Origin of the sequence: Verrucomicrobium sp. BvORR106 (assembly GCF_000739655.1) — a bacterium.
Lineage (GTDB): Bacteria > Verrucomicrobiota > Verrucomicrobiia > Verrucomicrobiales > Verrucomicrobiaceae > Verrucomicrobium.
Genome location: NZ_BATR01000185.1, coordinates 1 through 14,047, shown reverse-complemented (window position 1 = coordinate 14,047; position 14,047 = coordinate 1). Strand labels below are relative to the sequence as shown.

Here is a 14,047-nt window from a genome sequence, read left to right as displayed (position 1 = left end):
TCCGCCCGTTGGTCAGAGGGGAGGTTTCATCAATGGATGATAGCCACAGGCGGGTCTCTGTTGCCCGAAATCTGCCTTCACCTTTCTCGACGACTTCTCGAACGCTGTGAGTTGCGTGGGGGAGCCTACGGGTATCCTCGTGAATCTGAACGCTTGGAAGGCCCCATGAATTTACGTTCACGCCTCGCGGCAACTTTGTTTTGTATGCGAACCCTCCCGCAGCCTGAAAACTTTTGGATGGAAGGACGACTGAATGCCATTTCCACGGAGTGATGAATACCTGAGCAAATAGAAGTGCCAGCCAAATCCCTCCTGTCCCAATGAGAAGGGGGAGCCATACTGGATTGTTCAGGACAGTTTTGGTTTTGCTGACACCGTCTATGAAGTCATTGGCATTCGACACCCCACCACCATGGAGCTTAAAAATCTTGGCTCAACACTTTTGGCTTTTGTTGAGACTGGGGTGCAGGTGGTGTGCTCGACGCCGTCAGTGACGTCAATCGCAGACATGGTTTCCGCATTCGCGCTCTGGCGCTCTCGCTGGTGACGAGCGTTTCCTGCGAGGTAGAGCGCTGCCACCCAGCTTGGTGCCCCAAGGAACCTCGATGGGAAAGCTCAAACGCGGAAAGCGCATAAGCGTTCCTGGACCATTTCTCAGAACAGGGTTTTTCTCCAAAGGATGCTGCCTGATGGCTTTTTCAGGGCAACTCCTTAGGCGGCGGCCATTGCTTTCAGCTGGGAGTTTTCTTATCGGCAGTGCCCACATCATCAGATCGAATCATCGTCGCTGCTACCTCTCTACAATGAAAGTTGTCATCCTCTGCGGGGGCCTCGGAACGCGCTTGCGCGAAGAGACCGAGTACCGCCCCAAACCCATGGTGCCGATCGGCAACCGGCCCATTTTGTGGCACATCATGAAGCACTATGCCGCGCACGGGCACAAAGATTTCATTCTCTGCCTTGGGTACAAAGGGGAGGTGATCAAGGACTTCTTCCGCAACTACCACTGGAACACGAGTGACGTGACGATCGGCCTGGGGCAGGCCTCGCCCGTGCAGTGGCACAACTCCCATGATGAGGACGACTGGAAGGTGACGATGATCGACACTGGGGAGAAGACCCTCACGGGAGGCAGGCTAAAGAGAGTGCTACCCTTCATCGACGACGAAGAGTTTCTGCTTACCTACGGCGATGGCGTCTCAGATGTGAACGTTGCCGAGGTGATCGCCTTTCACCGCTCCAAGGGGGCTACGGTGACCCTCACCGGGGTGCGTCCTGGTGGGCGTTTCGGCGAAATCGGTCTGGACAACGGAATGGTCACGAGCTTCCTGGAGAAGCCGGATGAAAGTCCTTCCTACATCAATGGTGGCTTCTTCGTGATGAAGAAGGCGGTGGGGGAGCTCTTGAGCGGGGATGATTGCATCCTCGAACGCTCGCCCCTGGAGACTCTCTCGAAAGCGGGACAACTTGCTGCCTATCAACATGATGGCTTCTGGCAGTGTATGGACAACGTCCGGGAGATGGCCCTGCTTAATGAACTCTGGAACGGTGGCAAGGCACCCTGGAAGACATGGTGAACCCCTTCGACAACATCTATCACGGAAAGAGGGTTCTTGTCACCGGGCACACCGGATTCAAAGGGGCATGGATGTCCCTCTGGCTCCATGAGCTGGGTGCAAAAGTAAGCGGGTATTCCCTCCCGCCAGACTCCCCCCAGGCCCTGTACTCCCTGCTCCCCCAGGATTTGTTCCAGGAGTCAGTTCTGGCGGATGTGAGGGATGGCAGTTCCCTGAAGGACGCCATCACCCGCACGCGACCTGAGATCATCTTCCACCTTGCAGCTCAACCCATCGTAGGGCTGTCGTACAAGCAACCTCTTGATACCTTTACCACCAATGCGCTGGGGACCGCGCAGCTATTGGAGTGTGTGAGGGAATTCAAAGCTGAATGCGCGGTGGTCGTGGTAACGAGTGACAAGTGCTACCGCAATGACAACAGCGGCATCCCGTTCAAGGAGAACGACCCGTTGGGCGGCAGTGACGTCTATTCCATGAGCAAAGCAGCCACGGAACTCGTGGTGAGCTCCTGGCACTCCTCTTTCTTCAAGAACAACGCTGAGCTGGGGGCGCTTGCCACCGGGCGGGCGGGCAACGTCGTGGGCGGGGGCGACTATGCCGAGGACAGGATCGTTCCTGACCTGGTGCGTTCCTACGTTTCCAAAGAAGCCCTTGTGCTGCGCAGGCCCCATGCCACTCGTCCCTGGCAACATGTGCTGGAATCCCTGAGTGGCTACCTTGCGCTGGGACAGCGTTTGTTGGCTGCACCCAACAAAGATGAGCTGCTGAGCTTCAATTTCGGACCCGACCCTGAAGCCGAGCGAAGCGTCAAAGAGCTCGTCGACCAATGGGTCCAGGAATGGCCCTCAGAGTTCTCCGTCAGAACAGACGCACAGCCCGCCTATGCCGAGGCGTACAAGCTGGGCCTCGACCATTCCCTGGCCACCTCCCGCCTTGGCTGGAGGCCGGTGTGGGATTTCGCCACCACCGTGAAGAACACCGCCGAGTGGTACCGGCTTCGCCACGAAGGCGGTGCCTCCACTGAGATGATGATCGCGTTCACCCGGTCCCAGATTGCGTCGTACGCGGCAGATGCCGCCTCACAGAAAATTGCCTGGGCCAACTGACTCCTCCCTCACACACACATGTCCACTCCCTTGAAGTGCCGCTCCTGCGGTTCCGAAGACCTGAAAGAGGTGATCGACCTCGGCCAGCAGCCACTGGCAAACAACCTTCTCCGAACCCAGGACCTGAGCCAGGATGAGCCGAAATTCCCGCTGGATGTCTGGGTCTGCCAGCAATGCTGGTTGATGCAGATTTCCCACATCATTCCTCCGGTGAAGCTTTTTAGTGAGTACGTGTACTTTTCATCGTTCTCAGACCAGATGCTGGCACATGCCCGGCAGGCCGTCGGCAGGTACGTGGAAGAGTTCGGTCTGGGGAAAGACAGCTTCGTGGTGGAAGTGGCCAGCAATGATGGCTACCTGCTCAAGAACTTTGTCGGTGCCAGCATCCCCTGCCTGGGATTTGAGCCGGCGTCCAATATTGCCCAGGTGGCACGCAAAAATGGCGTGGAGACGCGGGGCGAGTTCTTCGGTAGAGATTCCGCTTCAGCGCTGGCAGACGAGAGGGGCGGGGCGGACTTGATTCTGGGAAACAATGTGTTTGCCCATGCTCCGGAGCCCAACGATTTCGTGGGGGGGCTGGCGGCCTTGTTGAAGCCGGGTGGCAGGATCGTGCTGGAGTTCCCCTACGGTGTGGAGATGATTGAGAAGGTCGAGTTCGACACCATCTATCACGAGCATGTCTTCTATTTCACCCTTCTCCCGCTGCTGCCGCTGTTCCAACGGCACGGGCTGGAGATTTATCACGTGGAGCACCTGCCCATCCATGGTGGCTCCCTGCGCATCTTTGCCGCCCGTAGTGGGGTGGAGGACGTGCGTGACTCTGTGAGGGAGCTCTCTGCTCGGGAGTCGGAGCTGGGGGTGAACTCGCCTTCTTACTATGAGCGGTTCAGTGAACATGCCGCGAAGGTGAAGGCGGACCTGATCGCCTTTCTGAAGGAGCAGCGCTCCCTGGGCAAGGAGGTGGCAGCGTATGGTGCCTCCGCGAAAGGCAGCACCCTGCTGAACTACGTGGGATCTCCCGCAGCTGACCTCAAATTCATGGCTGACCGCAGCACCTACAAGCACGGCCTCCACAGCCCAGGTCTGCACATTGAGATTGTTCCCGCGGAAGAGCTGGCCCAGCGGAAGCCGGATTACGCCATCCTCCTGGTATGGAACTTTGCGCAGGAGGTGATGAAGCAACAGTCGGAGTACTCATCCCAAGGTGGGAAGTTCGTGATCCCTCTGCCGCGGCTGCAGGTGGTCTAGCTCACGGGTGCCGGGGTGATCACATGATGCAAACCACACTGTCCACATGAAGCTTTTTGTGACGGGAGCCACCGGGTTCATCGGGCAGGCCTTCTGCAGGATCGCTGCTGAACGTGGGCATCAGGTGCTGGGGCTCTCGCGAAACGTTCATCGACCGCCTGGCGGCGCTTATGAGCTGGTGGGGGGATCCTTGGACCACGTTCCGTGGGATAGGGTGGCAGACTTTGCCCCGGAGGCTCTGGTTCATCTTGCCTGGCTGGTCAAACCTGGATCTGTGAACTCTCCGGAGAATGAACTCCTGGTTGCGCAGTCGGCGAATCTGTTCGAGGGCGCGGTGGAGGCGGGGGTGACCCATATCGCCGGTACGGGCACCTGTATCGAGTATGCTCCGTCAAATGAGAGGCTGGACGAGGAGACCTCTGCGCTCGGTCCGGAGACGGCTTATTCACGGGCGAAGCTCGCCACCTTGGACCTTCTCAAGGCGCTGGGATCGGCAAGGCAGATCAGCTGGTCCTGGTACCGGATCTTTTATGTCTATGGCGCGGGGGAGCATCCTGACCGTCTCTCCGCATCCATCCTGCGCCACCTGTCCCAGCGGAAGGATGTGGTTCTCAGGACGCCTCTCAGTGTCAAAGACTACATCCACGTGGACGATGTTGCCTCCGCCTTGATCTGGGGCCTGGAAAGAAACATGACAGGTCCCATCAACGTCGGGAGCGGGCAGGGGATCCGCATCGTTGACTTTGCCAGGGCTGCGGCGGAGATCGTCGGGGCTGAAGCCGGCCACATCAAGGAGGTGGATCCGCCTGCTGCGGACCCCTTTCCCGTGACGGTGGCTGACATCTCCAGGTTGCGCGCCTCAGGATGGGTGCCGCAAGTCAGCCTCCATCAGGGGCTCTCAGGCATGGCCGCAATGCTTTGAATCCGTATGGAACTCTTCACAGTCATCGTCTTCAGCGCCTTTGTGTGACCGCACTGCCTGCACCATGGACGCGCTCAACCCCCAGCCTCGATTTAGCATCGTCATCCCGGTGCTCAACCGCGCGGATACGCTTGCGGCCACCTTGCGCTCCTGCACCAGTCAGCTTGGGGATGACATTAGAATCATCGTCAGTGACAACCTGAGCGAGGATGGATCCCGGAACATCGCGGAAGCTTTCGCCCGTGAGGATGCGCGGATCGAGATGGTGCAGCCACCCCGCCGCCTGGGGCAGGCCCGGCATTGGGAATTTGCCCTTGGGCAGGTGAAGACCGGTTATTTCATACTCCTCGGAGCCGATGATGCGCTTCTGCCTCAGAGTGTGTCCCGAGTGCGTGAACTGACGGCACTTCATCCCGAGATTCGGGCCTTTCACGGAGTGTATCCTCCCATGTACACCTATCCGGAGGTGGGCAATGCGCATGCCGGGCATCTGACCCTTTCTCTCCAGCCCCTCACGGAGACGAGGATCTCAGAAGAGTGGCTGAAGCGGCTTTTTGAAGGCCAGGGGTCCGTGCTGGATCTTCCCTTCGCGTACGGCATGGCCTGGATGGACATAGCGATCATGCGCAGGGTAGAGGAAAAAACGGGCTCGATGATCCCGTGCCGGACCCCGCCCGTCTTTCTGGCGGTCATTGCGGCCCTTTCCTGTGAAACGTATCTCTGTGTTGTCCCGGGATTCGGATGCCCCGCGGCCTCGGCTAACAGCATCGGAGTCAGTGTGCACAGCCCTTCTGGAGACCGCCAGAAGGACCTGCAGTACTTCGAGGAGACGGGCATCGAGCTCAAGGATGTTCCCTTCCATCCTTTCATTGGTAGCTCCCGCTCAGAGCACATGCATGTGGCTGAGACGCTCCTGACCATGCGTGATCACGGTCTTCTGCCGTCGGATGTGAACATCAGTTGGGATCGTCTGGTGGCCAATGCGCACCGTGAGCTGGCCTCTGGAGACTGGAGTCCAGCGGATCGGGAGTTGAACGTGACGCATCTGGTGAAGGCGTCCCAGCACCTGGGCTGCGAGCACATCATGAAGCTTGCGCTTGAACATCCCGACCTCGCGGAATGGCAGGCGGCCCTTCCCTTTGAACAGACTCGCACCTACTGCCCGCCACCCCTGCTGACGCTCGACCTCCGCCCGCTGGGGGTCCGGGACGTTCTCGGTGCGTCACAGATCGCCGGATTGCTTCTAGCAGATCTCCAGCCTCACACCGCCCCTCGCATGGTTTCTGCGGCCAGCGAGAATCCCGCGTACAATACCACTACGGTTGAAGTGCTGGAAGGTGTGTCCTCCATGGCAAAGATGGTCTTGGGGCTGCAGCAAGAACTTGGGAAACGAACCGCAGAATCCAATCGGCGTGCCGCCGAAAGAGATCGGGCGAAGTCCCAGGTCCAGGCGCTGCGCAAGGAAGTGTCGGGCCTGAAGGCGAGCCTGGGAGACCAGCAACGACCGCCCAAGGGAGGCTGGATCAAACGAGTGTTTCGCGGAGGCATGTGAACACCCGACCCGGTGAAACCAAGATGACCCGCTTCTCCGTTATCATCCCCACGAGCAATCGCTGCCAGACTCTGGAGCAGACGATCCGCTCCTGCATGGCACAGGACGATGACCATCTCCGGATCGTCGTCAGTGACAACTACAGCACCGATGGCACGCGAGAACTGGTGAAGCAACTGGCGGAGAAGGATGGCCGCATCACCTACCAACAGCCGCCCCACAGAATGTCGCTCGCGGCCCACTGGGAGTATTGCCTGACGACTCAGCCAGAGGGGCAGTACGCCATGCTCCTGGGCTCGGATGATGCCCTGCTGCCAGGCTGTATGAAGCGAGCTCGTGCGGCACTCCATGCCCATCCCGAAATCGAGGTGCTGCACAGCTATCCCTGCCCTGCCTACTACTACGACGATTCGCAGTCGCCGAATGCGGGCAAGCTCTTCATGGTCTTGCGGCAGGAGAGTGAGGTGCGACAATCGCACCAATGGCTGCGGCAGGTAGCGGGGGCGAAGGCTGAAATCACCCAGCTGCCGTTCCCTTATCAGCAGAGCTGGGTGAAGACGGAGGTGTTTCAGCGGATCATCTCCAAAACCGGCCGGCTCATCCATTCTCCCATGCCTGACCTGTTTCTCGCAGTGGCAGTGGCGGCTGTGACCGAGTCCTACCTTTCGGTGTATCCCGGATTCGGACTCGGTGGATACTCGGCTTCAAGCAATGGCAGCGCCACGACGCAACCTCGCGGCGACCGTGCGCTGGAAGACCAGTTCTATGCCGAGAATGAGATCACGCTTCACGAGAAAGTGAACTACTCGCGATCCCTTCCCGTCCTGGTGGGCGAGGTGCTGCTCCAGGCAAAGGAGAAAGGCCTGCTCCCACCGGACACGATCATCGCCTGGGAGAAGTTCATCGCCCGCGCCTGGGTGGAATGTCACACTTGGGATTGGTCTCCGGAAGAAACGGCCGAAAACGAAGCGGCTCTCCGTAGGCTCGCGCAAACCATGGGCTGCGAAGAGGTGTTGCAGCAGTCCAGCAGCTTCAGGTCCATCAGGGATTGGGAAGCGTCCACTGACTGGCTGATCGACTGGCCCCGTTACCCCATCGATCTTGTCTTGGACACCCGGCCTTTGCAGGTTCGAGGGGTGGATGAAGTGGCGGCGCTGGCAGAAGACCTTCTCCAATGTGCGAGCCCGGACAATGCTGTGCCGGCCAAGGCGATCACGCGAGTGATTGAGCATCGCATGAAGCGGATGGCACCTGCTGCGGATGCTGACCCCCACCTGCTGCTTCGTGCTGTGGTCGTGAAAAATGTCGAGTTGCAACTAGAGCTGCAGGAGTCTGCGAGTCTGATCACGCGATTGCGTGCGGAATCGGCGCGACGTGCGCAGGAGAGGGACAAGGCCAAAGCCAAAAGCAGGGAGTACCGTGAGCAGATCGACCGCTTGCGGAAGGAGAAGATGAAATAGGCATCCTACGACTCGCATCATGTCCATGTTTACTGTTGTGATCCCCACGCTGGACCGGGCTGAGACCCTGGTCCACACCCTGCAATCTTGTACGGTTCAAGGAGGCGACGACTTTGAAATCCTGGTCAGCGACAACTTGAGTGTTGATGACACGGCTCAAGTGCTTGTCGAGTTCCAGAAGACGGAGCCGAGGCTAAGAGTCGTTCGCCCCAGTCGTCGGCTGGGGCAGGCCACGCACTGGGAGTTCGCCCTCAGTCATGCCAAGCCCGGCTTTGTGATGGTGCTGGGTGCGGACGATGCGTTGTTGCCCCATTGCATGCAGCGTGCGAGGACGGCACTCGGTCACCATCCCGGGGTGAAAGTCCTCTCCAGCACAGCGGGGCTTATCTACTTCTACCCCAATGCAGGGGGCAAGGAGGCTGGTCAGCTCAACCTGATTGATCAAGGGTGCCGCATGGAGCTCAGGGACTCACAGGCTGGGCTGTCGAAGCTCCTGAATGCGGACTGCCGGGTAACAGATCTGCCGTATCCCTATGGATGTGCGTGGATGCACACGAGCCTGCTGGATAGGGTGCGGGAGGCAACCGGGCGCTTGATCCCCTGCCGGACGCCGCCTGTCTTCCTCACGCTGGCCTGCCTGGCTTACACAGACAACTATGTGCACGTGGATCCGGGATTCGCGTGTCCCGGGGTGTCCGCAAAGAGCATTGGATACAGTGCCCAGCATGCTCACGGAGACAGGGAGCGCGACAAGGAGTTCTTCGAGGAGAGCAACATTGAACAGAAGGACATTGCGTTTCATCCGCTGGTCGGGGATTCCCGTGCGGAACACATTCATGTGGCGGAAACGATTCTGATGGCGCAGGAGGCCGGGGTGCTTCCGCGTGAGCCCGCCATTCCCTGGCCCAAGTTCATTGCGCTCGCCTACCGGGATTTTCAACGAGGCGAGTGGAGTGAGAGTGATCAGAAGTCGAATCTCCAGTCGTTGCAAAGTGTCAGCAGGAACATGGGGTGTGAGAGGATCATAGAAGGGGCTCTGGAAACAGGGGACATCTCCCGCTGGAAGAAGACTCTGGGTTTTGCCCTGCCGGAGTACACGATTGACGGGGCCAGTGTGCAGGTGAATACCTCCGCGATGAAATTGGAGGGCGTGCATGAAGCGGCCCAACTGGCGGATACCCTGCTCCAAGCGCGGGTGGATGGCAGCAGCGGGAAGGGGCTTTCCTCCATGAATCTTCCCGCGGAGTACTTCCTCCGCTGGCTTCTCAGTTCTCTGGATGAAAACCGAACTCTCCGTGCCCAATACAACGCGAGGTGCCGGGAGTCAGACAGACGTGCCGCTGAGAGAGATCGTGCGAAGGCGCTTCTCGTGGAAGCGAGGACCCAGTTGCGTGTGGTGAAGGCCAACCAGCCTGACAAGTCAAAGAGCATGGTCAGCCGTCTCTTTGGCAGACTCCGAAAAAACAAACTGTCCGGTGAGGGAGGAACCTTTTAGTGGTAGCTGAAGGGCATCCCGAAGGCGAGGTCCAGATTGGGGAGTTTGCCCCACCGCCTCCTCGCCAGTAAAGATGACACCCCCCTGAAGAGTCCACCAGAGCAAAGACCCAGTGCCTAACACAGAACTATCCAACATCCATCACCCCACCTACATCCCTGCTGCAATGCCAAGTTGCGAAGACCTGACCGTATTGATTTTGGCACACGATCGCCCGCACTTTCTGCGTACGGCACTGGAATCTGTGCGCGGACAAGCTCTGGCGGGACGGTTGCGTGAAGTTTTGGTCTCTGACAATGGTGCCAAGGGCCTGGCTGCTGAGGTGGTCAGAGAGTTTTCGGGTCTGCCGATACGTTATCTTGAGGCTCCCAAGGATACCGATTTTTGCCAACACGCGCACTTTGCCATATCGCAAGTGGCTTCGCCCTTGCTCGCGTTTCTCCATGACGACGATTGGTGGCATCCGGGGCATCTTTCCTGCTCGCTCGGTGCTCTTGAAGCGAATCCTGATGCGGCGTATGTCGCGTCTGCGAGTCTTTGGCTTGAAGGCGAAAGGAGCGTGGCGCCGCCCTTCTACTTCAATTTCCCAATCCTGACAGAGCTGTCTGGCAGTGACGGCATCAGGCCTGTGGTACTGGACTGGAAGGAAGTGTTGATGCTGTCCTGGATCTACACGCCCTACCATCTTTCCAGCCTCGTGGGGAAGACCTCGTGTTTCCTGAACTCCCTGGAGGTGTGGCAGGAGACCAACTTTCTGGTTGATCGTGCGCTCTTTGGCCTGGTTGCTTCCAAGGAGAAAAAGCCGGTGGTCTTCCTGCCCTATCCTTCAGTGTATGTGAGACTGCACGACACGCAGGTGACGAGGGAGCAGGCTGAGATCCAAAAAGCTGGAGCTGCGCTCACGGTCAAACGGATGCGGGACCTGGCTGAGAAGGACGGCATCCATCTCAATGACCTTTGGAATCGTCACCGGTCCATGTTGAAGCCGGCCACGAAGTCCCTCTTCGATACCGTAGCCCGGGAGTGCCTGACCACCGCGGACCTGACAGCGATGGGGTGTGACCCTCATGCCGATGCTCGTCCGTGGGAATCACCTGCCGCCGACCTGGCAAGGAGACAGGGGGAGGAGCTCAAGGCCCGGTTGCAATCCACTCGAAAGGAGCTCGAAAAAACTCAGAAGACACTGGCTTTCGTGGTGGCGGGCATCCAGACCTTTGTGCAGAGGTTGCTGGGTGCCGTGGACCGGGGGGGCAAGCATCCTTCCCGGGCAGCGATCGAGAGTGCCGGGGCAGCAGGTGCCACGGCTCTAGCTGAGGCAAACCATGAGAAGGCAAACGCCCTGCACCTGGATGCGGCTGAAGAAGGGGCGCATCTGCTCCAGCGCCTGTCACCCCGCTGGTACAGGAACTGGAAGACCTCGGGAGAGACTGTGCCGGGGCTGCTGCAACTGCTCGGCAAGGTGCGAAAGGCGATGGGGCAAAGCAAAAAGCCCCCCGTCAAACAACGGCTGAAGCCCGACCTCAAGCATTACTCCAAAGCCGCAGGGCGGGTGTTTTCCTCATCGAGTGATGCGGTGAGCCACTACCGTGAAATCGGATGGCACAACGGCTGGTCCCTTCATCCTCTCTTTGACCCGCTGCACTTCCGGAAAAGCAATCCCGAAGTGGACGCGGAGTCCGAGCCGCCGTGGAGCATCTATGAACTGATGCTGAATGATGGCAAGCTGCCGGAGGCTCATCCCCAATTCGGTGCCCGGTGGCTTCGCGATTACTTCCTGTCTGAGGCACCACCACTCCCTCCTCAGTCGGTCCCTTTGCCCGAGCCGCCAGCCTCGTCGAATGGTTCCAAGGTGTTGGGCTCAACTCAGATTGTCGTGGGGGTGATCTTGTTCCATACAGACCGTGAGGAACTGGTCCATTTGTTCACCACGCTGCGGAAGGCGGTGGAGGAAGCGCAGGCCGAGGGGCATCTGCCTCCGCTCATTGTTCTAACTGACAACTCGCACCGCTGGAACGCAGCAGACGTGGAGGAGATGGCGGACCGTGCGCGCGTGAATGCGCACTTTCACCCTACCTCGTCAAACATCGGATTTGGCGCAGGGCATAACTTCCTCATGAGGCATGCGTTCCAGGTGCATCACGGCACTCACTACTTGTGCCTGAATCCTGACGGGCACATTCATCCGCAAGCGCTCGCGGGCTTCTATCGGATCCTGGCGACATTGAAAGGTGAGGCTTTGATCGAAGGCTTGCAGTTTCCTGCGGAGCATCCGAAGGACTATGACGCTGCCAGTCACAATACCAACTGGTGCAGTGCGGCATGTCTCTTGATTTCAAAGCCCCTTTACGAGGCAACAGGGGGCTTTGACGAGCGGTTCTTTATGTACTGTGAAGACGTGGACCTGTCCTGGCGGGTGTGGGAGATGGGCCACAGGTGCATCGTGCATCCCGAGGCGCTCTTTCTGCATCGAGTGCAAAGCCGGGAGCCCAATGCCCTGTCACAAAAATGGATCTTCGAGTCCGGACGCATCCTGGCAACGAAGTGGCAGTCGAGACGGTTCAGGATGGAGTGTGAGCGCAAACTCATCGAGGCCGGGCACTACGAGCACACCGGGAACTTCCCAGATCTGGAAGATGTGCCGAAACACGTCCCTCATTCCAGAGTCGATTTCAAAAACCACTTCACTTTCGCAGCAAGACGATGGTAGCCAGAACTTCCAACCACAAGCTTTCCATCGTCGTCTGGCAGGCGTCAGATTCCCAGGTGGGATTCAAACTCCTCGACCGCACTTTGTTCGCCCTGTCCGGCAGTCTTTATGACATCGACGAAGTGGTGATTGGAGTAGAGGGCCAGTCGATTGAACGAGCGCGGGAACTCTTCGCGAGGCATTTCCCCGGAGGAAAGACACGCGTGGTTTTGCATGAGGTGCTCGAGTCCGGCGGCCTCCAGGATTGCCCGGATGTCAGCTCTTTGGCGAGCGGGCGTTTTGTAGCGCTGATCCGCCCCGGGGTCTACCCCTATGAACATGCCTACTCCACCCTCGTAAGAGAGGTGGATCGGCTGGGCGTTCCCGGTATTGCCGGGGGCTTTCATATCGCGGTGCCAGAAGTGGGAGGGGACAAGATGGCCTCCCGGGTGGAGGCTGCGGCTCCGGGGGCGAAGTTTCCGGGAACCGCCGTGTTCGACACCAGCCACCCCGAGTTCGCAAGATTGTGGGAGACCTGGAGTGATGCCGGGCAGGGAACTGCTCAGGATGCCGATGGCGCTGGAACCTTCCCCGTGCATGCGGAGCCTCTGTTTCTTGTGGCTGGGGCCATGGACGTGGCCAGGCTTGGTCCTCCAGCGAGAGAAGCGAGCTCGACGGACGGTGCAACTCTCCGCGCAGACCTGGCATCCAGGCGGTCTCAGGCACAGCCCGGTGTGGACATCATCACGCGTACTTTCCAAAGGCCCATCCTTCTGGAACGCGCCCTGAAGAGCATCTTGGACCAGACGTACGAGAACTGGACCTGGGTGCTCGTGGACGGTGGCAACACGGCGGAAGTGCCGGCGTTGCTTGAGAAGTACAAGCGGGAGCTTCGTGATCGCGTCACCTACGTTCCTTTTGTCAGCAACCAGCCTCGCATGCGGGGCGTTCCCATCAACACTGGCATTCGGGCAGGCTCAAATCCGTTGATCACCTTGCTGGACGATGATGATACCTGGGCTCCAGAATTCCTTTCAAAGATGGTTGCCGGGCTGGTAGATGACAAGCCTCATCCGACCGTTCGAGGGATCGTCTGTCGAACCACCTGCATTGAGGAAACTTCGGTGGAGGACGGACTTCGGAAGCTGGGGGAGCGCCCTTTGAATGACGACCTCCACAACGTCACGTTGGCGAAACTCTCAATGGTCAACTGCTTCTGTACGCACGCGTTTGTCTACGAGCGCGAGGTAATCGCGGAGATTGGCGGCTATCCAGAGGATTATCCCGTGCTGGAGGACTGGCACTTCAATCTGCGTTTTGTTCAGAACTTCGAGATATCGGTTCTGCCGGAAGTGCTCACCTACTATCACTTCCGTCCTTCCAACACGGACACGTCCGAGGCCAATTCGCAGGTGGCAGAAGTGCGGCACCATAAATTTCACGAGGGCAGATTGATCAATGAAGCCCTGCGGGAGGATCTTCGCTTGGGACGGCTGGGGCTCGGGCACGTGCTGGCTCAGGCGGCGACGATGCGGTGGCTGGGTGACAAACAGCACAACCTCAACAGCAAGGTCAAAGCCATTGGGGAGAAGATAGGAAAGATTGACGCCCGTACTAAAGCTGTGAAAGACAACATGGCCCCGAGAAAGTGATGGTCCCTCAAGACAACCACAGGCAACCTTCCGGCATGGCGCAGGGCGTCGCGATTGTCTGCGAGGTGCTGGAGATTTGTAGGCAGAGGAGCTACATTCAGCTGAAACTACGGTGCGGTGGTGCAAGCAATGGCCGGAGGAGGGGCATGTGCGATCGAGCCTTGCAATAGGGGAAACTTGAATTCCAGGACAAGAGGCTGCCCCTGGCACTTGAGATGCGTGTTACCGGGGACTGCCACGTTGAGGCCTTCTGCTTCCAACTGGATACACCTCTTCCCGTGGCTGAATCCCCCCGTAGTCACCCCCCTTTAGCCCAATGCCATCAGGGAAAAGGTAACCCGGCCGATGG

At 58.8% G+C, this 14,047-nt stretch carries 9 protein-coding genes; all 9 read left to right on the top strand.

Annotated features, from left to right (window positions below):
- Window positions 1-803: 803 nt before the first annotated feature.
- The 9 genes from rfbF (at window position 804) to BV106_RS33700 (ending at window position 13,698) form a co-directional block, all read left to right on the top strand.
- Window positions 804-1,577, top strand: coding sequence for a glucose-1-phosphate cytidylyltransferase (gene rfbF, locus BV106_RS33745; RefSeq protein WP_038172430.1), 774 nt, complete (start codon window positions 804-806; stop codon window positions 1,575-1,577).
- Entirely contained in the window at window positions 1,571-2,683 is a 1,113-nt protein-coding gene (gene rfbG / locus BV106_RS33740) for a CDP-glucose 4,6-dehydratase (protein WP_038172427.1), read from the top strand. The genes rfbF and rfbG overlap by 7 nt, the downstream gene beginning before the upstream one ends.
- A gap of 18 nt (window positions 2,684-2,701) precedes the next feature.
- The gene (locus tag BV106_RS33735; protein WP_038172424.1) at window positions 2,702-3,931 is read left to right on the top strand and encodes a class I SAM-dependent methyltransferase; all 1,230 of its coding nucleotides are present in this window, start codon (window positions 2,702-2,704) and stop codon (window positions 3,929-3,931) included.
- 46 nt (window positions 3,932-3,977) lie between these two features.
- A complete protein-coding gene (locus BV106_RS33730) occupies window positions 3,978-4,853 on the top strand; it encodes an NAD(P)-dependent oxidoreductase (RefSeq protein WP_038172423.1) in 876 nt (291 codons plus the stop codon).
- Between the two features lie 64 nt (window positions 4,854-4,917).
- Window positions 4,918-6,405: a glycosyltransferase family A protein gene (locus tag BV106_RS33725; protein ID WP_038172421.1), complete on the top strand. Its 1,488-nt coding sequence runs from the start codon at window positions 4,918-4,920 to the stop codon at window positions 6,403-6,405.
- 23 nt (window positions 6,406-6,428) lie between these two features.
- Window positions 6,429-7,865 carry a glycosyltransferase gene (locus tag BV106_RS33720; protein WP_265596354.1) on the top strand — a complete coding sequence of 479 codons (1,437 nt, stop codon included), beginning with the start codon at window positions 6,429-6,431 and terminating at the stop codon, window positions 7,863-7,865.
- 19 nt (window positions 7,866-7,884) lie between these two features.
- Window positions 7,885-9,360, top strand: coding sequence for a glycosyltransferase family A protein (locus BV106_RS36700; RefSeq protein WP_051946895.1), 1,476 nt, complete (start codon window positions 7,885-7,887; stop codon window positions 9,358-9,360).
- 559 nt (window positions 9,361-9,919) lie between these two features.
- Window positions 9,920-12,067, top strand: coding sequence for a hypothetical protein (locus BV106_RS36695; protein ID WP_051946892.1), 2,148 nt, complete (start codon window positions 9,920-9,922; stop codon window positions 12,065-12,067).
- Complete coding sequence (locus BV106_RS33700; protein WP_038172409.1) at window positions 12,061-13,698, top strand: glycosyltransferase; 1,638 nt, start codon at window positions 12,061-12,063, stop codon at window positions 13,696-13,698. Before BV106_RS36695 ends, BV106_RS33700 begins: the two co-directional genes overlap by 7 nt.
- The last annotated feature ends 349 nt before the right edge of the window (window positions 13,699-14,047 follow it).